General features: G+C 44.5%; 17 protein-coding genes. 11 read left to right on the top strand and 6 right to left on the bottom strand.

Annotated elements, in window-relative coordinates; genetic code table 11:
- Positions 1-209: 209 nt before the first annotated feature.
- The 7 genes from MJ612_RS03445 to MJ612_RS03475 all read left to right on the top strand — a co-directional run bounded on the left by MJ612_RS03445 (position 210) and on the right by MJ612_RS03475 (position 10,685).
- The gene (locus MJ612_RS03445; RefSeq protein WP_187029464.1) at positions 210-1,133 is read left to right on the top strand and encodes an ABC transporter ATP-binding protein; all 924 of its coding nucleotides are present in this window, start codon (positions 210-212) and stop codon (positions 1,131-1,133) included.
- Entirely contained in the window at positions 1,130-4,717 is a 3,588-nt protein-coding gene (locus MJ612_RS03450) for an ABC transporter permease/M1 family aminopeptidase (RefSeq protein WP_187029466.1), read from the top strand. Before MJ612_RS03445 ends, MJ612_RS03450 begins: the two co-directional genes overlap by 4 nt.
- Before the next feature lie 337 nt (positions 4,718-5,054).
- On the top strand, positions 5,055-5,216 hold the full coding sequence (locus tag MJ612_RS03455; RefSeq protein ID WP_187029468.1) for a hypothetical protein: 162 nt from the start codon (positions 5,055-5,057) through the stop codon (positions 5,214-5,216).
- 395 nt (positions 5,217-5,611) lie between these two features.
- Positions 5,612-5,767, top strand: coding sequence for a cupin domain-containing protein (locus MJ612_RS03460; RefSeq protein WP_187029470.1), 156 nt, complete (start codon positions 5,612-5,614; stop codon positions 5,765-5,767).
- Positions 5,768-5,991: 224 nt separating this feature from the next.
- Complete coding sequence (locus tag MJ612_RS03465) at positions 5,992-7,086, top strand: NAD(P)-dependent alcohol dehydrogenase (protein WP_187029472.1); 1,095 nt, start codon at positions 5,992-5,994, stop codon at positions 7,084-7,086.
- 329 nt (positions 7,087-7,415) lie between these two features.
- Complete coding sequence (locus tag MJ612_RS03470; RefSeq protein ID WP_187029473.1) at positions 7,416-8,291, top strand: ROK family protein; 876 nt, start codon at positions 7,416-7,418, stop codon at positions 8,289-8,291.
- Between the two features lie 75 nt (positions 8,292-8,366).
- Positions 8,367-10,685 (top strand): GH92 family glycosyl hydrolase, encoded by a 2,319-nt coding sequence (locus MJ612_RS03475; RefSeq protein ID WP_187029475.1) that lies wholly within the window; start codon positions 8,367-8,369, stop codon positions 10,683-10,685.
- A 76-nt stretch (positions 10,686-10,761) separates the two neighbouring features.
- Here the strand turns inward: MJ612_RS03475 and MJ612_RS03480 are convergent, their stop codons facing one another.
- The 4 genes from MJ612_RS03480 to MJ612_RS03495 form a co-directional block, all read right to left on the bottom strand.
- Positions 10,762-13,083 carry a GH92 family glycosyl hydrolase gene (locus MJ612_RS03480; RefSeq protein WP_187029477.1) on the bottom strand — a complete coding sequence of 774 codons (2,322 nt, stop codon included), beginning with the start codon at positions 13,081-13,083 and terminating at the stop codon, positions 10,762-10,764.
- A gap of 260 nt (positions 13,084-13,343) precedes the next feature.
- Positions 13,344-14,432, bottom strand: coding sequence for a PAS domain-containing sensor histidine kinase (locus MJ612_RS03485; RefSeq protein WP_187029479.1), 1,089 nt, complete (start codon positions 14,430-14,432; stop codon positions 13,344-13,346).
- A 523-nt stretch (positions 14,433-14,955) separates the two neighbouring features.
- On the bottom strand, positions 14,956-15,714 hold the full coding sequence (locus MJ612_RS03490) for a LytR/AlgR family response regulator transcription factor (RefSeq protein WP_187029481.1): 759 nt from the start codon (positions 15,712-15,714) through the stop codon (positions 14,956-14,958).
- Between the two features lies 1 nt (position 15,715).
- Positions 15,716-16,771, bottom strand: coding sequence for a sensor histidine kinase (locus tag MJ612_RS03495; RefSeq protein WP_187029483.1), 1,056 nt, complete (start codon positions 16,769-16,771; stop codon positions 15,716-15,718).
- A 275-nt stretch (positions 16,772-17,046) separates the two neighbouring features.
- Between MJ612_RS03495 and MJ612_RS03500 the strand changes: the two genes are divergently transcribed.
- From MJ612_RS03500 to MJ612_RS03510, 3 genes are all read left to right on the top strand, one after another.
- Positions 17,047-19,482 (top strand): outer membrane beta-barrel protein, encoded by a 2,436-nt coding sequence (locus MJ612_RS03500; protein ID WP_187029485.1) that lies wholly within the window; start codon positions 17,047-17,049, stop codon positions 19,480-19,482.
- A gap of 193 nt (positions 19,483-19,675) precedes the next feature.
- Positions 19,676-19,924 carry a cyclomaltodextrinase C-terminal domain-containing protein gene (locus MJ612_RS03505; RefSeq protein ID WP_187029487.1) on the top strand — a complete coding sequence of 83 codons (249 nt, stop codon included), beginning with the start codon at positions 19,676-19,678 and terminating at the stop codon, positions 19,922-19,924.
- Between the two features lie 37 nt (positions 19,925-19,961).
- Positions 19,962-20,738, top strand: a complete 777-nt coding sequence (locus MJ612_RS03510; RefSeq protein WP_187029489.1) for an acyltransferase family protein — start codon at positions 19,962-19,964, stop codon at positions 20,736-20,738.
- Between the two features lie 467 nt (positions 20,739-21,205).
- Here the strand turns inward: MJ612_RS03510 and MJ612_RS03515 are convergent, their stop codons facing one another.
- Entirely contained in the window at positions 21,206-22,276 is a 1,071-nt protein-coding gene (locus MJ612_RS03515) for an acyloxyacyl hydrolase (RefSeq protein WP_187029491.1), read from the bottom strand.
- Positions 22,277-22,542: 266 nt separating this feature from the next.
- Here MJ612_RS03515 and MJ612_RS03520 point away from each other — a divergent pair, with 266 nt between their 5' ends.
- Positions 22,543-22,914, top strand: a complete 372-nt coding sequence (locus MJ612_RS03520) for a cupin domain-containing protein (protein ID WP_187029493.1) — start codon at positions 22,543-22,545, stop codon at positions 22,912-22,914.
- A 204-nt stretch (positions 22,915-23,118) separates the two neighbouring features.
- Here MJ612_RS03520 and MJ612_RS03525 read toward each other — a convergent pair whose 3' ends face one another.
- On the bottom strand, positions 23,119-24,069 hold the full coding sequence (locus MJ612_RS03525) for an NmrA/HSCARG family protein (protein ID WP_187029494.1): 951 nt from the start codon (positions 24,067-24,069) through the stop codon (positions 23,119-23,121).
- Positions 24,070-24,455: the final 386 nt, after the last annotated feature.

Genomic DNA, 24,455 nt, shown 5'->3' on the forward strand with positions numbered 1-24,455 from the left:
GGAGCCTGATACCAATCTGCGAAATCGCCAATTGATTCTGCAAGCGTTTTGGCGGATGCAAAACAGCAATTAGTCGATTACTTTACAGCAGCAGCATATCGCTTTTTGTTTTCTGTTCTGGTACAGTTTCCTTTATTCTGAAAATGAGTTAGCAGGATCTGTAAAGATGCCCACTCTCTGCTGGAAAAAAGTATAAAATGATCAGAACTATGGAAAATCACCCAGTCAACCTGTCCATCTGCAATGTCTCTAAAACCTACGCGAATGGTGTGCAGGCGTTGAGCAATATTACCCTAGACATTCCGCAGGGCATGTTCGGCTTGCTGGGCCCTAACGGAGCCGGAAAGTCTACTCTCATGCGTACGCTGGCCACACTGCAGGAACCCGACGTAGGAAGTATAAGTCTTGGTACCTTAGATGTGTTAAACCAGAAAGAGCAGGTTCGCCAAACACTCGGTTACTTGCCCCAGGAGTTTGGTGTGTACCCTAAAGTGAGCGCGGAAGAAATGCTGGACTACTTTGCCGTGCTCAAAGGCATTACTAACCGAGTCTCCCGAAAGGAAGTGACGGAAGGATTGCTCAGACAAACCAACCTCTGGGATAAGCGCAAACAGAAGTTGGGAGGCTTTTCAGGCGGGATGAAGCAACGCTTTGGGGTAGCGGTGGCGCTGCTGGGCGACCCCAAGCTATTGATTGTGGACGAGCCAACGGCTGGCCTGGACCCAGCTGAGCGTGTACGTTTCCTGAACCTGTTGAGCGAAGTAGGCGAGAATAGCGTGGTGCTTCTGTCTACCCACATCGTGGAAGATGTATCAGAACTATGCACCAACATGGCCATCATCAACCAAGGTAAAATACTGTTACAGGCAAATACCCAACAAGCAGTAGCGTCTCTGAATGGCAGAATCTGGCGCAAACTAATGGATAAGAATGCCCTTCCTGAACTGGAGCAGGAACACCAGGTCATTTCTGCTAAACTCCTGAGCGGGCGTACCATGGTCCATATCTATAGTGAGGAAAATCCAGGTAATGGTTTTGAACTGACGGAACCGGACTTGGAGGATGTTTATTTCTCTACCATGACAGGCAATTATGGGCAACCCCAGCAAGTAAAAGAGGAGGTACAACTATGAAGTTCCGGAAAATTCTTCACCTGGAGTTCAACTACCAGTTACGCAACGTTACAACCTGGCTATACTTCCTGGTTCAGTTGGTCCTTGCTTTTCTATGGATGATAGGCAATTACATCCATGATGCGCGGGACGGTTATTTCCTGGTTAATGCGCCCATCGTGATTGGGGCGGTTACCGTGTTATGCACTGTTGCGTGGCTATTGATAGGCGCATCGGTAGCGGGGGATGCAGCGGCACGCGATGTGGAGACGCGCATGTTCTCTCTTACCTACACTGCACCCACCAGCAAAGCCGACTATCTGGGAGGTAGGTTCCTGTCGGCTTTAGGTCTCAATTTCATCATCCTGTTTGGCATTCCTTTGGGCATCCTGATTGCTCTGTATTGCACGGGTGTAGAACATGAGATTTTAGGTCCGTTTAGGTTATCAGCCTATCTGACTACCTTTTTGTTTATTATTCTACCCAACACGCTTATTGTTACAGCCATCCAGTTCTCGCTGGCGGCGCTCACCCGGCGGGCTATGGCCAGCTACTTGGGTGGGGCCATCCTTTTTGTGGCGGCGTTCATTTTAGGGCAAGTTCTGCAGGACAAGGGGGAATGGGGAAATTTAATAGATCCCGTCGGTTTCACCCCAATCCAAAGTCAGCTGTCTAATGAATGGAGTCCGCTGGAAAAGAATACGCGCCTGCTCGCGCTGGAGGGTACCCTGCTTCTAAACCGCCTCCTGTGGCTGGCTATAGCCGGCGGGATGCTGACACTTACCTATTCCCGTTTTCGGTTTAGTTTACCGGAAACTGGTCAAAGACGGAAGCCAGCCAACAAACCACAAATAACGGTGGCAGGTTTAAAGTGGGGAAACTATGGTTCAGGGAAAGCCTTGCCGCAGATCAGGGGAACTTTCGGCTTTGCCACGCAGCTGCGCCAATTACGTCTCATTACCTGGAAAGCCTTTCTGCCACTCGCCAGGAGTTTAGCGGGACTTCCTCTGTTGGCAACCCTGGCCCTGATGTCGGGCATAGCCTTGTACGGAAACCTGAAGGCCAAGGGTGTTCCCCTGCTGCCCAGAACCGACTATATTCTAAATCTCCTGACGGCGCCCCTGGCGGAACTGGATTTCTTATGGATCATCATCGCCCTGCTTACTATTTTCTATGCTGGGGAGCTGGTGTGGAGGGAACGGGAGACAGGCCTGAGCGAGATTGCCAACGCCACACCGGTGCCGGAATGGGTTCTTTTCCTGAGCAGGTTTCTGGCTCTTAGTCTTATACTTGTGGTATGGCTGGTATTTCTGTTCACGGCAGGTATACTATCACAAAAGAGCATGGGTGGTAGTGCAGAGATAGAACTTTACCTGCAAGGTATTTTTGGGCTACAGTTGGTGGATTGCCTAATTTTCGCCCTGCTGGCTCTTTTTGTGCACGTGTTGGTCAACCAAAAATTCGTGGCTCATTTGGTGGCACTCTTGGTTTACGGGTTTATACTCTTTGCCCCTAATCTGGGCGTTGAGCACAAGCTCCTTATTTATGGAGCCGGCCCAAAATGGTCATACACAGATATGGCGGGGTATGGCACTTCCCTGGCGCCGTGGCTGTGGTTCAAACTATATTGGGTGGCTTGGGCGTTACTGGTGGCTGTGGCAGCGAAGTTGCTCTGGGTGCGGGGTCGGGATGGAAGTTTAGCTCCCAGATTCCATCTTGCCCGTCATCGTTTTAGCCGTTCCACGGTGTTAGTTACCGTTGTCTCAGTGGGGCTTGTTCTCACGTTGGGCAGCTTCATTTTCTATAATACCAATGTACTCAACGACTATACTTCCGCATCTGATGCTATGAAGCAGCGGGCAGCCTATGAGCAACGGCACAACAAGTATAAATATCGGCCTCAGCCACGCTTAACAGGTACTAAGCTACACGTTGAGATTTATCCGGAGAGGCGGGAAGTAGAGATACGAGGCACCTATTTTCTGGTAAACAACACAAAATCCGCTATTGATTCCATCCATCTGGCCACTACTGCGGGAGTTCAAACCACCAAAGTTGCCTTTGACCGGGCAGCATCGCAGGTACTTACCGATAAAGGGCTGGGTCACCAGATTTATAAGCTTGCCGAATCGCTCCAGCCCGGTGACTCGCTGCGACTCAGTTTTGAGATATACTCTATGACTCGCGGCTTTGCGAACAACGGAGCAGACGCTTCTGTGATCGCCAATGGGACCAACTTCCGGAATTATGAATGGTTGCCTGCCATTGGGTATCAGTCATATCGGGAACTCGATGATGCAGGCGCCCGAAAAAAATATGGACTCGCTCACCGCCCCGTAACTCCCTCTCTGCATGATGAGGAAGCACGCAAAGACGCACCATTTAGCGAGCGGATCTCTGTTGAAGCGGTGGTGGGTACTAGTGGTGATCAGACTGTGGTAGCGCCGGGATCGTTGCGCCGGACCTGGACCAAAGGCGGCCGAAAGTATTTCCATTATGTAACTGATGCTCCCATCAAAAATGAATACAACTTCTTTTCTGCCAACTACGCGGTGCATGAAAGGCGGTGGAAGGATGTAGTCATACAGATTTACTATGACCCTGGCCAGACAGAGAACCTGGAGCGCATGATACAGAGCGTTCAGTCTTCATTAGAATATTATACGCAACAGTTTGGTAAGTACCCGCACCGGCAGATCAGGTTTGTGTCGTACCCAGGATATGATTTTGGAAACCACGCAGCTCCCATTAATATTACGGCTCAGGAGGGATTTTTCCTTTTGAACCCTAAAAAGGACGAACGAGGCTTTGATCTGGTAACAGCGGTGGTGGCTCATGAAGTAGCGCACCAGTGGTGGGGCAACCAGGTTGACCCGGCAAATGTAGAAGGGGCGGGGCTGCTTTCAGAAAGCCTTGCCTGGTATTCTGCCATGGGGGTTATGGAAGAGAAATATGAACCTGAGCATCTTCGGCGGCTACAAAGGTTCTTACAGGAGGAATATAAAACCCCACGTACTAAGGCGGCAGTACCGCTGCTTCGGGCCACCGACTGGTACCACAACTACCGTAAAGGCCCATTCGCGCTGTATGCACTGAGCAGGTATATCGGCAGGGAGAAAGTAAACCTTGCGCTGCACCGTTTGCTGGAGAAGCATAAATCAGGAACGCCACCGCTACCGACCTCTCTTGACCTATACCAAGAACTACGGGCAGTAACACCTGACTCGGCTCAGTCATTGTTGCACGATCTCTTTGAGAAGAATACTTTCTGGGAACTCAAGACAGAGCAGGCCACCGCGAAGCAGACTAAAACAGGTGCCTGGCAGGTAACATTCAATGTGCAGGCACGGAAGTTTATGGTAGACAGTATAGGAGTAGAAACTAAATTACCAATGAAAGATTGGATAGAAATTGGTGTCTTCGCCGCTGCAAAAGAGGGTGAAAAGCTGGGCAAGCCGCTATACTTGAAGAAGCATTATATAAATTCCACTAAAAAGACGATCACGGTAACGGTGCCACGCAAACCCGGCCGCGCCGGCATTGATCCAAACTACCTGCTTATCGATTGGGAGATGAAAGATAATATTGATAATGTGAAGATGTAGGGTATCATGTGCGCTGTCGTGATGGTTCGTCTATAATGGTTAAGCGGAATTGACAACGGCTACTTATAACTTTCTTTTATTCTGGAAACAGAACCCTTTAATTGATGAAGCAAGAGGCTTTTAGAGTGTCTTGATCTAGACTAAATGTGTGAAATATCGAACTTCCCAAGGCAAGATTGACATTTTATAGTTAGTTTTTGAAATTGGAGAATTAACCATTTTCTTCCCCATGCAGAAAATAATAATTTAATTTCATTTAAGCGTATAAGGAGGATTATGAAGGGAATTATGGCTTTACAAAGTCCCTAAATTAGTTGTAGCTAAATCAAATTAATCAATGAGTACCAGATCAAGAGACCAACAAAAGAAGCAGCGTCAAAAAGAATTCAAGGAAAGAAAAGAACATCAGGAGCTCCTTAAGGCTGAGGCAAAAAAAGCTAAACGCGGTTCAGCTAGAAATAATAACGCAATTGATGAAATACCCCAAAATGAAGACTAAAGTTTGTCTTTTTCTTCTTCAGAAGATTAAGTGATTCCTTGCTCTGTGCTCCTACTTGCATAGTGCGGATAAACGTGTATTTACTAGCACTTTATATAATGCTAAACATTAGAGGTCACTATCTTAAATGGTTAAATTTTAGCTTAACTGATATCTATACTCACTTGGTGTAACGCCCAGAAGTTGAGTTAGGCCCGGCAGAAAACTTCACAGGAAGAGCCTAATATTATGGTTTTGTTCCTGGGGGATTCTACTTATACACCACTGGCAGGCAATGTTCACCTTGAGCCAGGTGTCAGAATCAACTGGCATATCCATCCGGCGGGCCAAATTTTGATCATTACTGATAGTATAGGCTATTACCAAATAGAGGGCCAACGCCGGCAACTATTATAATGGGCGATGTAGTAAAATGCCCGCCGAATGTGAAGCATCGGCATGGGGCAAGCCCGGATACGGGATTACAAAAACTATACATTGTATCTAACACAGAAAAGGGAATTGTGAAATGGATGGAGCCCGTAACGGATAAAGTATACATTAACCAGTAAATGTCGTTTAAGAGGGATGACCAGAGCAGGATACGAGGCATTGAGTTTTTTCTCCTCTCCTAAATGTTCTGACAAGAATTAATTTATATAAACTGAATATTATTAAAGCTATCAGCTTAACTATCTAAAATTTCGGGCTGAATAATGATTAAAAAAGTAAAGTTCCTGGTGCAAAAAATATAGCAACTAACATCAGGTTAACTCAATACTTTAAACTAAGAACTATGGATACAATCAGAACAATGGCGGAAGGGGGCACTTCTGCAAGAACAAAAGAAGTAAGGGCATTCGGAACAGAAGCAGCAACGGCTCCTTTAGATCAGTTAAATATAAAGAGAAGAATACCGAAGCCACACGATGTAGAGATTGATATTCTGTATTGCGGGGTTTGCCACTCTGATCTGCACACGGCACGAAATGAATGGCACGGCACCATTTACCCTTGTGTACCCGGACATGAAATTGTTGGCAGAGTGGTAAGTGTTGGGGATCATGTTACCAAGTTTAAGGTCGGCGATCTTGCTGCCGTAGGGTGTATGGTAGATAGCTGCCGGGAGTGCGATTACTGTAATGAAGGATTAGAGCAGTATTGTGCAGAAGGCAACATCCAGACCTACAATTCGCCGGATAAATACTTGGGTACACAAACCTATGGCGGCTATTCCGAAAGTATTGTTGTTACCGAAAGCTTTGTGTTACGGGTACCTGAAAACCTTGACCTGGCAGCTGTCGCACCGTTGTTGTGCGCAGGTATCACAACATATTCACCGCTGAAGCATTGGCACGTTGGTCCTGGCCAGAAGGTAGGTGTGGTTGGTCTAGGTGGTTTGGGACACATGGCCGTTAAAATTGCGAAAGCCATGGGGGCAGATGTAATCGTATTTACCACCTCACCATCCAAAGTAGAAGATGCCAAGCGTTTGGGGGCCGATGAGGTAGTGCTATCCAGAGACGAAACACAAATGGCCAAGTATGCAGGCAAGCTCCATTTTGTGTTGGATGCTGTTTCAGCAGAGCACGACATCAACGCTTACCTGAACCTGTTGAGAGTAGATGGTTCTTTGGTACTGGTAGGAGCACCTGAGCTGCCTCTTCCGGTAGCTGCGTTCAGCCTGATACCTTCCCGCAGAAGCTTCTCCGGATCTATGATCGGTGGTATTGCGGAGACACAGGAAATGCTAGACTTCTGTGGCAAACATAATATCGTCTCAGACATAGAGCTGATCAACATCCAGCAGATCAATGAGGCGTATGAGCGCTTGCTCAAAGGAGATGTTAAATATCGATTTGTGATTGATATGGCTTCTTTGAAGAATTAAGTAACTGAGCTATAAGTATAGTTACTCAAAAGTGCAACAAGTTAAAAAGAAGCCGCTCCATTTAATGTGGGGCGGCTTTTCTGTATTTTCTATAGTAGTAGATCAAGTATAGAATTATCTACTATTATATACTGGATTTGACATCTGGTAAGGACTTATGATATCTAGTTAACTTTCCTTCAGTTCTGCATTAATATGATAGATAGTACTAACAACCAATTACTACTTAGCTTACAAAACCAACTATAACTTTAACCACAAATTTTTCTGTTTAATTAAATCGATGTATAACTTGAGAGTTATTCTTTTGATGATAAAATACATACTATATGAATAAATTTACGCTCGGAGTTGACATTGGAGGCACACACATCACAGCTGCGGTTGTTGACCTTTCAAATCGTTCAATAATTCAGGAAAGTATAACCCGTCAGGTTGTAGATGCAGGCGGAAGTATAGCAGATATAATTTCTGACTGGAGTAATGCCATGCGTGCTGCTATGGGAAAGTATAAAGCTGAAATAACCCAAGTTGGCATTGCTATGCCGGGCCCGTTTAACTATGAATGCGGTATTTCCCTGATGCAGAACCAGGACAAATATGATGCGCTTTATGGTATAAATGTAAAGGAACTGCTGGCGAAAGCTCTACACTTTGATATTCAAAATATAAGGTTTCAAAACGATGCCCCCTGCTTTTTACAAGGCGAGGCTTTTGCCGGCGCAGCACAAGGGTATGACAGGGCAATTGGCTTAACACTTGGTACCGGGCTGGGCTCAGCTGTTATTGTGGATGGCAAGGCGTGGGACGCAAACTTATGGGATACACCATTTAATAGCAGTATAGCAGAGGAGTATTTAAGCTCGCGCTGGTTTGTGAAGCGGTATTATGAACTGAGCGGGAAAAGGACAAATAATGTAAAAAGTATAGTGGAGGAGATGCCTGCCGAACCAAAAGTGCAGGTGCTGTTTTCTGAGTATGCCGATAATCTATCTACCTTTTTAAGAGACTTTGTGAAACAGGAGCAACCGGAGGTAATTGTACTTGGTGGTAACATTACAAAAGCTTTCGATTTATTCGGAGATAAACTGCGTGAAAAGTTAAAAGAACAGAACATCACTATACCTATTAAAACAGCACAGCTAGGAGAAGAGGCAGCTTTGCTAGGTGCTGCCAGTTTGTGGGAGGAGAGGGCCAAAGTATAAAATTATACTATACAGAAATAAGTCTTAATTTTAGATATCACTCTAAATTATTCCCCTGCCTTAACAGCTTAACAAATGAAAAAACTTGTACTCTCTGTTCTACTGTTTTCTCCGCTACTAACTTTTGCACAAGCCAAACAGACGACTAACCTGGTAAAGTATGTCAATCCCATGATCGGTACGGCAAAAATGGGCCATACATACCCAGGGGCTACCGTACCTTTCGGCATGGTGCAACTAAGCCCCGACACCGACACGATACCTTACGAAGTGAATGGCAAGTATAACAAGGACGTTTACAAGTACTGCGCCGGCTACCAGCACGACGATAAAACGATTGTAGGTTTCAGTCACACGCATTTCAGCGGCACCGGACACTCTGACCTAGGCGATTTTCTGATTGCCCCAACAACAGGCAAATTGCAGCTGAACCCTGGTACAGAAGATAACCCTAAAAGCGGCTACCGTTCTGCTTTCTCACACGCCAACGAAGTTGCAGAACCAGCCTACTATAAAGTAAAGCTCGACGACCACAACATCTTGGCAGAACTCACAGCTACCAACCGTGTGGGCATGCACCAGTATACTTTCCCGAAGTCTGATGAGGCGCATATTATACTTGACCTGATGTCAGGTATTTACAACTACGACGGCAAAACCACCTGGACTTTTGTACGCGTGGAGAACGATACACTGATCACAGGTTACCGACAGACCAACGGCTGGGCACGCACCCGTACGGTATATTTTGCCATGGCCTTCAGCAAGCCGTTCAAACAGTATGGTAATAAGGATTATTCGGAGGCACAGGCATACAAAGGCTTCTGGCGCAAGTTTGATCAGACCAAAAACTTCCCGGAGTTCGCCGGCAAAAAGCTGCGGGCATACTTTGATTTCAAGACAACTGAAGGGGAGAAGGTCAAGATCAAATTTGCGCTGTCGCCGGTGAGTACGGAAGGAGCTTTGGCAAACATGCGCGCCGAGATTCCGCACTGGGATTTCGACAGAGTAAAGCGCGAAGGACAAGCTGCCTGGAACAAGGAACTGAACAAAGTAGTGGTAGATGCCGGCAAGGATGACCTGGTGAATTTCTATACGGCCATGTACCATTCTTTCCTGGGCCCGACTACTTATATGGATGTGGATGGCAAGTATAAAGGCCTTGACATGAACGTGCACCAGGCCAAAGACTTTACAAACTATACCAGCTTCTCGCTCTGGGATACCTACCGCGCCCTGCACCCGCTATTTAACATACTGCAGCCTGCCCGCAACAACGACATGGTAAAATCTATGCTGGCGCACTACGACCAGAGCGTGCACAAAATGCTGCCGGTATGGTCGCACCACGCCAACGAGAACTGGTGTATGATCGGGTACCATTCGGTGCCTGTAATTGCTGATGCCGTGATGAAAGGCAATGCTAATTTTGATGCAAATCGTGCGCTGGATGCCTGCGTACAAACTGCCCGAACACGCTACTACGACGGCCTGGAATACTACATGCAGCTAGGTTATGTGCCGGAAGACAAAAACGGTTCATCAGTATCCAAAACACTTGAATATGCTTATGATGACTGGTGCATAGCGCAAATGGCCAAAAAACTGAACCGACGGGATATTTACGAAGAGTTCAGCAAGCGTGCGCTCAACTATAAGAATGTGTACGATGCGAAATCAGGTTATATGCGCCCTAAGTTGAGCGATGGTTCCTGGAAAAAAGAATTCGACCCGCTGGACACGCACGGGCAGGGCTTTATTGAAGGCAACTCCTGGAACTATAGTTTGTATGTACCACACGACCCGGCCCAGATGATCTCAATGATGGGAGGAAAGGCCCGCTTTGCGCAGCACCTGGATTCACTTTTCACAATGGAACTTCCTGATAAGTACTTTGAGAATACAGAAGATATCTCCCGCGATGGCATCATTGGCAACTATGTGCACGGCAACGAACCATCTCACCATGTTGCTTATTTGTACAACTGGACCGATCAGCCCTGGAAAACACAAGAGCGTACGCGTATGGTTTTGAAAGCTATGTATAGACCAACTGTAGACGGCCTTGGCGGTAATGACGATTTTGGGCAGATGAGTGCGTGGTACATTTTTTCAGCTTTAGGGTTCTACCCTGTGGCTCCTGGCTCAGACCAGTATGCCATTACCAGTCCGGCCGTGAAGTCAGCAAGTATAAACCTGGAGAACGGCAAGACTTTTACTATTGAAGCGAAAAACCAGAAAGATAAAAACGTTTATATTCAGAAAATGGAGCTGAACGGCAAACCTATTAACCGGACCTACCTGACACACGCTGAGATCATGAATGGTGGGAAGATCATCTTTTACATGGGTAATAAGGCTAATAAGAAGCTAATGGCTGTTGCTCCTCAATAAGCAATGTAATAATAAAACAAAAAGGCCTGCAGCAATGTAGGCCTTTTTGTTTTATACTTTACTTTATAGTTCTTTATTACTGGTTCTGAGGATGCTCATGCTTCGAGAAAGAGTAAGGTACTGCTGCATCCTGTGTTCCCCGGTTCTTGTTTGGTGTCTTGACCATTTTAATTTTCATCTTCCCACCTTTCACTAGATCTTCATGAGCTATCCAGTTCTTCTCAAACTTTTTACCGTTGAGCGTAGCTGACTGGATGTATCTGTTTTCTGAACTGTTATCCGGGGCTTCTATCACGAATTTTTTCCCGTTCTCTAAGTGTATAGTTGCTTTCTTAAACAATGGTGCACCCATTACATATTGGTTTACAGCAGGTGTAACCGGGTAAAAACCTAAGGCTGAGAAAATGTACCAGGCTGATGTCTGACCATTGTCTTCGTCGCCGCAATAACCGTCCGGTGTTGGCTGGTACATGCGATTCATGGTTTCGCGTGCCCAGTACTGCGCTTTCCAGGGCTCGCCGCCATAGTTATAGAGGTAGATCATGTGCTGGATAGGCTGGTTGCCATGTGCGTATTGCCCCATATTGGCGATCTGCATCTCGCGTATCTCGTGTATCACACCGCCATAGTAGCTTTCGTCGTAGATAGGAGGAAGTGAAAAAACAGAATCCAGTTTGGCTGTAAAGTTTTGCTTACCACCCATCAGATCCATCAAGCCCTGCACATCATGGAAGACGGACCAACTGTAATGCCAGCTGTTACCTTCGGTAAATGCATCGCCCCATTTAAAAGGGTTAAACGGCGACTGAAATGTGCCATCCTGGTTTTTACCGCGCATCAGGCCTGTGGCAGGATCAAACAAATTGCGGTAGTTCTGGCTGCGTTTCGCATAAAGGTCTATTTCTGCCTGTGGTCTATTTAAGGCTTTGGCTAACTGGTAAATCGCAAAATCGTCGTAAGCATACTCCAGGGTGCGGGCTGCGTTTTCGTTTATCTTTACATCATAAGGCACATAGCCCAGCTTGTTATAGTATGCTACACCTGCGCGGCCAATGGCAGTAATCGGGCCTTCGTTATTAGCGCCATGCAGCAACGCTTCATATAAGGTATTGATGTCGTATCCATTGAGTCCTTTAATATGTGCATCTGCCACCACAGAAGCAGAATTGTTCCCGATCATGATGTTGGCATAACCCGGACTAGACCACTCGGGCAACCAGCCACCTTCTTTGTAATCGTTTACCAGACCAGCCTGCATTTCTTTATTTATACTTGGGTAAGCCAGGTTCAGGAAAGGGTAGAGAGCCCGGAAGGTATCCCAGAAGCCAGTGCCGGCAAAACGATAGCCAGCATAAGTTTTGCCATCGTACGGGCTGTAATGTATAGGTTTGCCAGCTGCATCCAACTCATACATTTTGTGAGGGAAAAACAGCGTGCGGTACAGGCAACTATAAAATGTACGCCTCTGTTCATCGGTGCCTCCTTCTACGGTAATGCGGCTCATAGCCTTGTTCCATAAGGTTTTGGCTTTTTGTTTTGTAACTTCAAAATCGTCAGTGGCCAGTTCACGTTGCAGGTTAAGTTCAGCCTGCTCCATACTTATAAATGAAGAAGCTACACGCAGGTTTACCTTTTCGCCTTTCGCGGTCTTAAACCCAACTATAGCGCCGGCATGGTTGGCAGTCTGCTCCAGTTTGTTTTTTACCAGTGTGGTATCGTGCCAGGTATAAGCTACTGTAAAAGGCTTGTCAGTATAAATTACAAAGTAGTTCTTAAAGTCTTTCGGGTTGCTGCGGGCAGCGCGGGTCGTGTAGCCAATGATCTTGTTTTCAGATGGGATGACCTTGATGTAAGAACCTTTGTCCAGCGCATCGATAACGATAAACGAGCTGTCGGATTTAGGATAGGTGAACCGGAATTGTGCAGCGCGTTCTGTTGGGGTGAACTCGGTGGTAACGTCGTGGTCGGCCAGGTATACGCTGTAATAGTACGGTTTAGCAACCTCTGATTTATGAGAGAACCAACTGGCGCGGTCATCTTCACTGAACCTGAGTTTACCCGTAACTGGCATGATCACAAACTGACCATAGTCGTTCATCCAGGGCGAAGGCTGGTGTGTCTGCTTAAAGCCCCTGATCTTGTCATCATCGTAAGTATAAGCCCATCCATTTCCCATTTTGCCGGTTTGGGCTGTCCACAGGTTCATTCCCCAGGGCACAGCCACTGCAGGGTATGTATTGCCATTGGAGAGGCTGACTTTGGAGTCGGTGCCCATTAGTGGATTGGCCAGTTCTTCAGGCTCAAATATGTACTTTTTCTTTTGCGCCAGCAGAGGTGCTGGAGTAGTAAGTATGGTTGTCAGGACGATTAAAGAAAAGGAAAGTATTTGTTTCTTCATGAGGTGCTGTTTAAAAGTGTCAGTCCAAAAAGCGATCTAATATAGTGAAATCATAGATATATTCTCCTTACATAGTCTAGCTGGATTGTTGCTGCTTTACATGAGGAAAAAGACTTGTCCTGCACTTGTTATTGCTACTATACTTCTGTGTTGTGTATTCGGGTAGTAAGCGCTACCAACAGCTTGCAAAGGAGGATGACACTTAGATATTTTACTTAGGTAAAGAAATTAAATAGCATCTTTTGCACTAGCAAAAGATGCTATTCTTTTGGCAGTTCAATGAAAAAAGTGGTGCCAACATTTTCTTCACTTTCAAACCAGATTTTCCCGTTGTGCCATTCTATAATTGTTTTAATGATGGACATGCCAAGTCCTGTAGATGGCTCGCCCCGTAGCCCTTCGCGTCTGGCTTTGGTGAATTTTTCAAATAATTCATCATGGTATTTTAGGGGAATACCAATGCCATTGTCTTTTAGTGTAATGAATACGGTGTCCTGCTGGTCGCTTAAGTGAATGGAGATGTGTCCATCATCACGTGTAAACTTAATAGCATTTGAAATTAAGTTATTAATCACTTGCATAAATTTTGCATCATCAATGCAGGCGAAGAATTTATTATTGGTAGCAGTGAAGGTGAAGGTCTTGTTTATGTGTGCCTCACTTTCTTTGTATTGATCAATAACCTCTTTTATTTTACCACAGAGGTTTACTCTTCTCTTGACCATGCCAGCGTTGGCAGATTCTAAAAATTCCTGCTGTACCAAGTCTCTTATCAGGCATATGTTTCTCGCACTACTCTCCCGGATAAGATGAATAATATGAGTTGTTTCTGGGCTTACGTTATCTTTTGTTCCTTCTGCCAGCAGATCAGCCATGTTCTGAATATTGGCTAGGGGGCCTGCTAAGTCATGAGCAAGTATTTCCAAGACAGAGTTCTTTTTTGCTGCGAACCGCTCCAGCACGTTGTAATTATCCTTTTGCGTTGTAATGTCTTCTGCAATCCCTGCAATAAAGCGCCTGTTCTGGTTATCTATGACTAGTTGTGGGTTTACTAGCAGCCAACTCACCGACTTGTCTGGAAGTACAATACGAAACTCAACGGAGGGTTTCAGAATGCCTTCTAGCAAGTCACTATACGTTTTTTCTACATACTCTCTGTCATCGGGATGAACTGTATCCAACAGGATGGCTGGTTTTGCCAAGACACTTTCTCTTGTCCGACGCCAGATCTGACTGAAGGAATTATTCAGAAAGGTGATGGATGCAGATTCAACATCAAATGAAAACAGCACCTTGCTGCTTCGCCTGATCAGGTTTTTAAACACTTCAAAGTTGCTGCTTTCATCCATACATCATAGAGCTATCGTCATCTAAGTATCTACTCTGGATGCAGGTTTTAGTTAACTTTTTCTTTTCATCAATTGTTAAAGGTTGTTTAGAATTCTGTGCGGATAGCTACAGTTATAGCTTTATATTGTATGAATATACTGGCAGAATAAATCAGTCTTGTATGCTGAACATTATGATCCTGTCCCATGATTACAAAAAGTGTTGGTATTGTATTAGGAACTGTTTTGAAAACGAAGGGAAGATTGTTAAAGAAGTTAAAGTATGGCTCGTAAGAAAGTGCAATTAGCTTAAAGGCAGTTTATAGGGGATATAGGGGTGGCGCAACAAGCAAGAACTCATTTATGTTACTCTGAAAACAAGAACCCATTTATTTAATTAAATAGGTGGGTTTTTAATTTTATTGAATAGAACAACGGACTGAATTATCGAACAATACACATATTAACTTAGAAGTGTGTTTGCAAGAGAGCAGTTAAACATGATCCTGTTCCTTTAAAAATAATAAGGTTTTTGTCTGACTAATTACAAATCCAGCCAATCCTTAAAACCCGGAGCTTTGCTGCTGCTAATGATAACTTCTTTTTCAGTGGAAGGGTGTAACAACACGGAAAGCCTGCCTTTGAAGTAAGGGCGTACTTCCTGCACCGCATTAATGTGCACTATCAGCTGCCTGTTTGCCCGGAAAAAGATTGCACTATCGATTTGTTCTTCCAGCTGGTCCAGGGTATAGTTAACGATAAAGCGTTTATTTTGCTTTGTTACCAGAAACACTACTCCTTCTTCTGCCCAAAAGTACGACACTTCTTCCACTGGAATGGTTTTTATGGCCTGGCCCTGCTTTACCAGGAACGTGGATTTTACTTGTTGCTGTAGCTGTTGGGATTGCAGGAAATGTTGCAGGTGGCTCACGTCCGGAGGCAAGGGACGTTGCTGGTTTTCATACTTTTTCAGGGCAAGTGCTACATCTTCTGCCTTAATAGGTTTTAGTAAGTAATCGATACTATTTACCTTAAAAGCTTCTATAGCATATTGGTTATAGGCCGTCGTGAAGATGACCGGGCAGCTAATGGCTACCTGCCTGAAGATCTCAAAACTGTTGCCATCAGAGAGGTGTATGTCACAGAAGATCAGATCTGGTGCCTGGTGCAGGGTGAACCATTGCACAGCCTCTTCCACCGATCCGATCTTGGAGAGAACTTCTGTATGCGGCCGAAGCCTTTTCACGATAGCAGCCAAAGCATCGGCCGCCAATTGCTCATCCTCAACTATAACTACTTTCATATCAGGCTACATCAAGTAAAGGTAAAGCTACTATAAAAGACCGCTCATTTTGCGCCACTTCCACTTTCTCATCAGTAAAATATTTATACCTGCTGCTGATGTTCTGCAACCCTACTTTAGTGGAGACTACTTCATCAAGGCGGGGCTGGAGGTTGTTTTCAACTACCAGCTTAGCATCTTTTACAAATACAGAGATGTGCAGCGGTTTAGTTGGGGTAGAGCCATTGTGCTTTATGGCATTTTCAAGCAGCATCTGCAACGACGTAGGGGGCAGTTGCAAGTGCAGGCAGGAAGGTGGTACCTCTACCTTAAACTGCACGTTTTCGCCAAACCGGGTTTGCATGAGGTAGATGTAAGCATTGGCCAATTCCATTTCTGTTTCGAGCGGTACAAGTGGCTTGTCACCACTATCAAGCAGCGCCCGGTATACTTCTGCCAACTGGCTCGAAAAAGTTGCTGCTTTGTCCGGATCAACATAAATAAGCGAGTTGAGTACGTTTAAGCTGTTGAAAAGGAAGTGCGGATTTACCTGGTTCTTTAAGGCCTCCAACTGTGCCCGGAAGTTTTCTTTCTGCAACTGCTCAGCGCGTAAGTGCTCTTCCTGTAGTTGCTTCCTGTTGCGCTCGCGCTCTACAAAATAGTAGAAGAAAAGCGCCGCAACGCTACTAATGACATATGCCAGACGCACCCGCTCAGGCAGTAGTGTTATTTGTTCACCAGCCAGGTTATAAATGAGCTTGTAGGGTATATAGTAGAGCAGGAAGCAGAGGGTGACGCTGCTGGCTACAACCGTAATGCCTTCCAGAACTGGTTTCCAGCTGCCTGCAATACGGCTGAGTGGGCCTGAAGTATAGGCTTTGGAAATGAAACTGTTTGATAGGAAAATGGCCAGCAGAAAGAAAAAAGCAACTACCAGCTCTACCAGAATGCCTGTGTTAAAGAGCCAGATGGTACCTTGGTGTACAAACACTAACGCATAGTATAAAAGCACAGTCGTCAGGGCGGCGATGGCAACCTGGTTCAGGAAGAGTTTATACTTGACGCGCATCTTTCTCATTATAAAAGGTCACAATCTAGCTAGCGGGAGGGGTTAATTCTTCACATCGAAGTAAATCTATTTGCAGCTTAAAAACAAACAGGAGATCTAGTGTGATAGCTTACTATAGATCCTGCATTGGCTATTTCATTCAATAAGCTTTCCTCTTCAACTATCCATTATCTCACTTCATTAGGCTCATGTCCCGCTTCATCAGAAACAGGTTTCTATCCTTTATCTGATGTCACATCTTTGAATCAACTATTTGATTTCAGGACAAATAAAACTTAATGAAAATGAAAAGTTTACAACACATCATCATCCTGCTGCTGATAACTGTTTTGCCGCAGGCAGGTATTGCACAAACAAGTGGTTTTTTAACAGGTGCCGTAAAAGACGAGCAGGGGCAGCCGGTGGGTTTTGCCAATGTGGCGCTTTTAGAGGCTTCAAACGCTAAGGTCATTAACGGTACTACCGCAGATGCCGAAGGCAGATTCCAGATCAAGTCGCCGGGGAAAGGTACTTACTTCCTGCGGTTCAATTTTCTGGGTTATGTGCAGCTAAACTCTGAGCCTTTTGAAGTTACCGGCGACAGCTTTACAAAAGACTTTGGGAGTACGACTTTAAAAGAGAATGCCCAGGTATTGCAAGTGGTAGAGGTACAGGCCATGCGCCCAACTATAGTTGCCTATGCTGATAAAATGGTGGTAAACGTGGAGGGCACAGCCCTGGCTGGCGGAAGCTCTGCTTATGAAGTATTATCAAATTCACCGGGTGTGTGGATTGATCAGAATGGCGAACTGAAGCTGAATGGCAAAGCAGGCGTAAAAGTGATGATCAATAACAAACTTGTCCATATTACCGGGAAAGAGCTGCAAAACCTCCTTCAAAACATGTCCGGCGACAACATCAAAGAGCTGGAGATCATAACCAATCCATCTGCAAAGTATGATGCGGAAGGCGCGTCAGGCATCATTAACATTAGCCTGAAGCAGCATAAAGAAACTGGCCTGAATGGCAGCCTGCATGCCGGTTACCAATACAACGAGTTGAACGGTTATACAGCCGGTGCTGAAGTAAACTATAAAAAAGGCCCGTGGAATTCTTTCGCCGGTTTTGATTTTGCCGAGCGTGCTACCTTCCGGACAAACAACATGAAGCGTACCTTCCAGGGCCAACAGAACAGTGGCCTTAACCAGAACCTGAGAGAGGAGGGAACAAGCACAGTACCCACCTTTAGAATAGGTTCAGATTTTGATCTTAACCAGCAACACAGCATTGGTTTTCTGGCCGATGTATCCTTTTACAACACCAGAAACCAGATCAAAACATTGGCAAAACTAACAGATGGCAATCCGGAAAACGACCTGCTGATAGACGCGCTAAACAATGGAAGATCTGACAATCAGAACAGCGCTGTTAACCTGCACTACCTGGGCAAACTGGACACGTTGGGTACTACCTTCTCTGCAGACTTTGATTATGTGCGGCTCTACAGCCAGAGCGATGCCACTTTTGTGAATCGTTTAGACAGCCTGGGGGTACCTGCCGGTGTATCCATTAGCAGATTGATGTATGAAAACCCAAATAACTACGACATCTACGCAGCAAAAGCAGATTTTTCTAAAGCTATAGGCAAGGCAGGCAAACTGGAATTAGGTGCGAAAGCGAGTCACGTAATCTCTGACAATGAGCTGAAATTTTATGAAGAGACGGACGGTAAAATGCTACCGGATGTTAAGAGAAGCAACCACTTTATTTATAAAGAGAACATTTTAGCAGCCTACGCATCTTTCTCCACCGTAATTGGTAGTAAACTCAGCATGCAGGCAGGACTCCGTGCCGAGCAAACTTTTGCCGAAGGTAACTCCGTTACGATGGGGCAAAAAACAAACAGAGACTATCTCGATCTGTTCCCAACTTTATTTGTGCAGCATTCGGTAAATGATAACTACCAGGTAAGTTATTCCTACAACCGCCGCGTGAACAGGCCACAGTACAGTGACCTGAACCCTTTCATCTTTTACATTGACCCTTACTCCTGGGTAGTTGGCAATCCATACTTAAAGCCGCAGTACACCAACGCTTTTAGCGTAACACAAACTATAAGCCAGCGCTACAATGTAGTAGTAGGCTACGCGGTAACGAAAGACTTTATAACAGAAATACCACAGCAAAACGCAGCAGATAAAACCACTTACTTCCAGCAGCAGAACGTGGAAGATATGAAGAGCATTAACGCAACAGTAATAGTACCGGTGCAAGTTTTGCCAACATGGCAGATCAACAATACCGCTACGGGCCTATTTCATAAGTTCACAAAAGAACTGGATCATCAGATGCAGGCAAACGAGCAAGTCACTTTTATGCTGCAGTCAAACCACTCCATTCAGATGCCAAAGGATGTAAAGTTAGAGGTAAATGCTGGCTATCAGGGACCAATGGCATACGGTTTATACCACATCAATGCCAATTGGGGTGTAGATGCAGGCCTGAAGCGCTCTTTTATGGATGATAAACTGGATGTAAGCGTGGGTATTACGGATATCTTTAAAACTAAAAGAATGGCAGGAACTATTGATATTGACGGTAACAAAATCGAATCCGACCAATATAGAGGCACTCAAAGCTTTAAAATCAATCTTCGTTACCGCTTCAGCCAGGGCAGTGAGTTTAAGTCAGGCAAGATAAGTATGAACCTGGATGAGGTGAATAGAGCAGGTGGTAAGTAAGCCTAACAATAAAGCTACAGACTTATTTCTATGCCAGTGTGTTGGCACGCCATACCCAACGAGACACAGGATTTATGGAACCCGGCGATCTGAAAAGCCTTTACCGGCAAAGGGCTTACAAAGGATGAACGCGAAATTCAGAACCTAGTCAAAAAAGCTGGGCAATTTCAGGAAAAACTCATCGGCTATAAAGATGGGGAAGATGATGCATTATGTACCGGTTGACGGAGTATATGTATGCTTCCGCTATGACGATGATCAAAATATAATGTGCATGATGAACACGGATAGCAAAGCCCATGAACTGGATTTTAAAAAGTATACTGAAAGGACAAGTACCTTCTCGGAAGCAGTGAATATCATCAGCAACAATAAACTAAAAACCTCAGAGAAAGCTACCATCCCGGCGATGCAGATGTGGGTGTTAGAATTAAAGAAATGAGTACAAAAAATCAGCACTTTATACTTTATAACCCCGGATGGATCAGCAACAATACTATATCACATCATTAACTTCATTGCGTGGTATAGCTGCCTTGTGGGTCATGCTGATTCACCTGGATGTGATTTTCTTTTACAGGGATTTTGGCCCTTTAATTCCGCACGAGCTAACCGGCATTATAACAAAAGGATATTTATGGGTTGACTTTTTCTTTTTACTCAGCGTCTTTGTAATAAGCCATGTATACGGTGCAGCATTTGCAAGTTCTTCAGACAAAGTAAGTCTGATCAAATCTTTTTTATGGGCACGCTTTACCCGAATTTATCCGCTGCATCTTTTTATACTTGTGTTATTGATCCCACTTGCTGCCATTGTTCCGCTATTATTTCCTGCTGTGGTAGACGGCAGTTGGGAAACATTTATGGCTTGGCCTGCGCTTCTGGATAACCTGCTCCTGATCAATGCCATGAATCAACATGTGTTCCTTTCGTGGAATATTGTTTTCTGGTCTATTGGCGCAGAGTGGTGGGCTTATGTTTGTGCTTGTTTTATACTTCCGTTTGTATTCAAGAGTAACCTTACCTATAAAAGTATAGCCCTGGTTGTTGCAAGTGCAGTACTTATCGGCATTTCCTCGATCCGGGGTAACCTAGATATTACATTTGATTATGGTTGGGTTAGATGCTTGGCCGAATTTACACTAGTAACTATAGCTTACCAGGTCTTTGTGCATCGAGTTGGGGAAGTATGGCTGTCAAAAAGCGGCTGTTTTTTTAATGGCTGCGCTTATGATTGTGATAGCTTTTCATTTTAGTCTGAGTGATATACTCCTGATTCCGTTACTTATAGCATTGTTACTTTGTGCTGCTTATAATAATAGGTTGATTAAAAAGGTCCTGGAAAAGAAAACCTTACGCTATCTGGGAGATATATCTTACTCTATTTACATGATGCATGGATTCTGGTTCTTAGTGTTTTGGTTTTCCTTGACCTATCTTAAAAATGAATTAATGATCACCTCACTATCCGTTCCCCTAAAACTTGGTCTTGGGGTTTCTTTTGTAAGTTTAACGATTATTAGTGCTCATTATACTTACCATTATTTAGAGATCAGGGCGCGGCAATTTTTAAGAAGCAGTTTGTTTATAACCAGGGAGAAAGTCAAAGTATAGGCCATCTACTGGAGAGAGAAAAGAGCAGTTGATTTATCTATAAACTATAGTTTATAACTTTATAAAAGAAGGAATTACTTGTGTTAAAAGTAATTCAGCCTTTCTATTTTTAAGGGAATTTTATACCTGCCCGAACATCCAGGAAGTCTGCAACATGCCGGTGCGCTTTCAGGTTAATTCCCCAGAATACTTTTCTGGGAGTATGGTACTCCAGTCCGTAGCGTTGGTAGACAGGATCCCGGGCAGCGGCAGGTGCATACACGTAAATACCCAATTGCTGGCTAAACCTGAACCGGCCAATGTGCAGTTCATGTCCAGCTAACAAAGCTCCTCGCTGAAAGTCTTCTTTTTGTCCTTGGTCCTGCAGTTTTTCTTTTAAGGTGTAATCTAACACCCATTCTGCACCAGCTGTAAGTGCACTTAGCCTGCTAATTTTCTGGCTAACATAGAGGTTACCACCAAGTACAGGTAACTTATCTGATGGATTGTCATCCCTGTCTTTTAAGGTAAACAAGAATGCAAATAAATAGTGCCTGAATTTAACGAGAGAGTCATTTGTCACTAATTCACGAGGAGCAAAGTATGTGGGCCGTAATGCACAATCCAAACCAAGGGTAGCGGATGGGAAATTAATCCCTTTATTAGGCTGGCGTAGACCTCCATTGGAAATGTGGTTGTATGTGCCCCCAGCTCGCAGGTTGAGGTACTTAGTAAGTCTATAATTGGCCATTAAGTTGGCGACCAGAGGAAAGCTGATTTTTGTGCTGTAGAATAAATTATTAGGATTACTATCAGGATGGTACACGTTATCAAGGTAAGCTATGCCTGCACCTAAACGGAAAGAGATGCTAAATTTATGCTGCGCTGCCAGAAAAGGTTCCACAAATAAAATTAAGGAATACCCATTCCCTAAAACAGCTGGATTATTAAAATTATGATAAGTGAAAGAGGCACCCAATCTGGGGTAAGCCTGCAGGTACTGCCAGGATAAACTGTCGGAGAAGTGAAAGCTTAAATCAATTGATACCCCCCACGGATTAGAATTAGAAATTTGGCGGATGTCTTCTGAATGAGGGATGATAAACCCATAATGACTATAAACCCCCAGATTTATCGCGGGGCGTGAAGCAGTATCTGCACTTACCGTGGTGAAAGCGTAAAGGGGAGGAGCGTTAGCCATGACTTTTACCACTAGCAATACAAACAGTATATGTTTTATTCCTAAAAAAGCGTGCATAGAAACTCGGGCTATTAATTACCTTAACGAAAAATAGATGGTTTGAGCAGAAGCGTGATAAGACAATATAGTTATGAAGAATGTATTTAAACTATTTGTTTTCCTGTTGTTCTTTTGGGGTTAACCGCACAAAGTTTTGCGCAGGAACATACAAAAATGCAGGAGCAGAACCTTGCAGGCCATAAAATGTTAAATTTAGATAAACTGCAGTGTATGATGGACCAGCAGGCTTACCTGCAGGGGCAAAGCTAACAGTCCTCCCTAGAGATCCATTCAAAGAAGGGCCGTTTACCATCAGGTTAATATTCCCGGCAAACTATAAAATAAGCCCGCACTGGCACCCTACAGCCGAACATTTAACCGTAATAGAAGGTGCGTTTTATATGGGTACGGGCGAAAAGCCAGCTATGAATAGTACTACCAGCCTTCAGCCCGGAGGGTTTGCCTTGATGCCAGCTAAAAGTGTTCATAATGCTTTTACAAAAGAACAGGCTATTGTACATGTGCATGGAACAAGTCCTTATATGATTACCTATATTAATAAAGTTGATGACCCAAGAAACAAGGAGAAGATGCGTTAAAAAGTAAAGATTTAAAAGTTTTTGCAAGTTACGTTCTAAGGGCTCAACTAGAGTTGTTTAGGAAAATGTAGTAATGCTCTATCTAATTTAAAATTCAACTAGAGGATATAAAGTATAGAATTGAAAATCCGCACCTTTTTAGAAGGAGCGGATTTTTACTGTAATAGCCTAAACGATGCCTTGAGAATATTTTGCTACCTAAGTTTATTCCATAGGTATTTGCTTTGCTTTTTCTGCCAGCCACATTTCAAAGGATTTCAAGGCTGGATTCAACTCCTTTGAATAACTGACGTCTCTCACGCTGTTGCAGACCTCGTCAAAATCTCGGTAGAACTGGAACATATTGCCCAGGTCGTCTGCTCCGGGAAAACCGAAGCCACGGTAAGTTTCCGGGGATACACAATTATAGGTTACCTCTTGCCCTAATGCCTTGGTCATCGCTTCTGCCATCTCCTGCCCGGTTAGCTGATCGCCTGCCACACCCACCGTCTTACCGATCATTTCTTTGCCACGTTTAAAAATGCCATAGGCACATTTCCCAATGTCTTCTGCAGCTATACCTGCCATTTTCTTGTCACCCATGGGCAAGGTAAGGTAATATTTCCCATCGCTTACTTTTTTAGGTCCCATACCGAAGAATATGAAGTTATCCCAATAGAAAGAGGCTCTTAGGAAAGTGGTAGGCACACCCAAATCAGAAAAAAAATGATCTGCTTCGCCTTTTGCATCGAAGTGGGGCACCTTATACTTTTCCTGTAGGGTGGGCATCCGATCATCATCCAATGGAACCCATTTTCGGGTATCTTCCAGCGTAGACCAAATCACGTGCTTTAAATTTGCTTCTTTAGCAGCTTCGGCCATGCTTTTGGCTTCAGCATACTCTTTTTCAGGAGAAAAGTGCGCCCAGAAAAAGGTGACAAAGTAAGCCCCATAAGCACCATCCAGTGCCCGTTTCATGCTTTCTTTGTCGTCAATATCTGCAGTTACTATTTCAGCACCCATAGCCGCTAGTTCCCTTGCCTTGTCTGAACCAGGATTTCGGGTAACAGCACGAACCGAAAACTCACTGTTGCTATCTTGTAATATAGCCCGTGCAACTCCGCCTCCCTGAGCGCCTGTTGCACCAAACACTGTTATAATCTTTTTATCTGGCATAGTACTATTACCGTTACTTTATTACACTAAAGTTGTAGTATGTTATGCTTACGCAAGGGTTTGTGATGTGATTGCGAAAAAAGAAAAACTACGTAAAGAGCTATTGTACTGTACCAAACGAGCTTTATTGTATAGTAATGCGAGGTTGATTTCAAGAGATAAGAATACTTAGACCCGGCAAAATGAATGGCGTAAATGAATCGCTCTTTATACTTTGCACAAGATATTGAGGAAGATGAGCTTGGTTCTTTAGGATAAGTTACATTATGAAAATAGAGTAGATGTGTTTTTGAATGTGTGAGTAACTCTGTTTACTGAAATGTTCGATAAGCCCAACCACAGTGGAAATTTATCGATCCAAAAAAGCCGCTCCATTTGACATAGAG

The sequence above is a fragment of the Pontibacter deserti genome, assembly GCF_023630255.1.
In the GTDB taxonomy this organism is placed as follows: Bacteria; Bacteroidota; Bacteroidia; order Cytophagales; family Hymenobacteraceae; genus Pontibacter; species Pontibacter deserti.

What these genes read in the sequence shown, in the direction of transcription:
- MJ612_RS03445 (WP_187029464.1), top strand. Translation starts at nt 210, where the DNA reads ATGGAAAATCACCCAGTCAACCTGTCCATCTGCAATGTCTCTAAAACC.
- MJ612_RS03450 (WP_187029466.1), top strand. Translation starts at nt 1,130, where the DNA reads ATGAAGTTCCGGAAAATTCTTCACCTGGAGTTCAACTACCAGTTACGC.
- MJ612_RS03455 (WP_187029468.1), top strand. Translation starts at nt 5,055, where the DNA reads ATGAGTACCAGATCAAGAGACCAACAAAAGAAGCAGCGTCAAAAAGAA.
- MJ612_RS03460 (WP_187029470.1), top strand. Translation starts at nt 5,612, where the DNA reads ATGGGCGATGTAGTAAAATGCCCGCCGAATGTGAAGCATCGGCATGGG.
- MJ612_RS03465 (WP_187029472.1), top strand. Translation starts at nt 5,992, where the DNA reads ATGGATACAATCAGAACAATGGCGGAAGGGGGCACTTCTGCAAGAACA.
- MJ612_RS03470 (WP_187029473.1), top strand. Translation starts at nt 7,416, where the DNA reads ATGAATAAATTTACGCTCGGAGTTGACATTGGAGGCACACACATCACA.
- MJ612_RS03475 (WP_187029475.1), top strand. Translation starts at nt 8,367, where the DNA reads ATGAAAAAACTTGTACTCTCTGTTCTACTGTTTTCTCCGCTACTAACT.
- MJ612_RS03480 (WP_187029477.1), bottom strand. Translation starts at nt 13,083, where the DNA reads ATGAAGAAACAAATACTTTCCTTTTCTTTAATCGTCCTGACAACCATA.
- MJ612_RS03485 (WP_187029479.1), bottom strand. Translation starts at nt 14,432, where the DNA reads ATGGATGAAAGCAGCAACTTTGAAGTGTTTAAAAACCTGATCAGGCGA.
- MJ612_RS03490 (WP_187029481.1), bottom strand. Translation starts at nt 15,714, where the DNA reads ATGAAAGTAGTTATAGTTGAGGATGAGCAATTGGCGGCCGATGCTTTG.
- MJ612_RS03495 (WP_187029483.1), bottom strand. Translation starts at nt 16,771, where the DNA reads ATGAGAAAGATGCGCGTCAAGTATAAACTCTTCCTGAACCAGGTTGCC.
- MJ612_RS03500 (WP_187029485.1), top strand. Translation starts at nt 17,047, where the DNA reads ATGAAAAGTTTACAACACATCATCATCCTGCTGCTGATAACTGTTTTG.
- MJ612_RS03505 (WP_187029487.1), top strand. Translation starts at nt 19,676, where the DNA reads ATGGGGAAGATGATGCATTATGTACCGGTTGACGGAGTATATGTATGC.
- MJ612_RS03510 (WP_187029489.1), top strand. Translation starts at nt 19,962, where the DNA reads ATGGATCAGCAACAATACTATATCACATCATTAACTTCATTGCGTGGT.
- MJ612_RS03515 (WP_187029491.1), bottom strand. Translation starts at nt 22,276, where the DNA reads ATGGCTAACGCTCCTCCCCTTTACGCTTTCACCACGGTAAGTGCAGAT.
- MJ612_RS03525 (WP_187029494.1), bottom strand. Translation starts at nt 24,069, where the DNA reads ATGCCAGATAAAAAGATTATAACAGTGTTTGGTGCAACAGGCGCTCAG.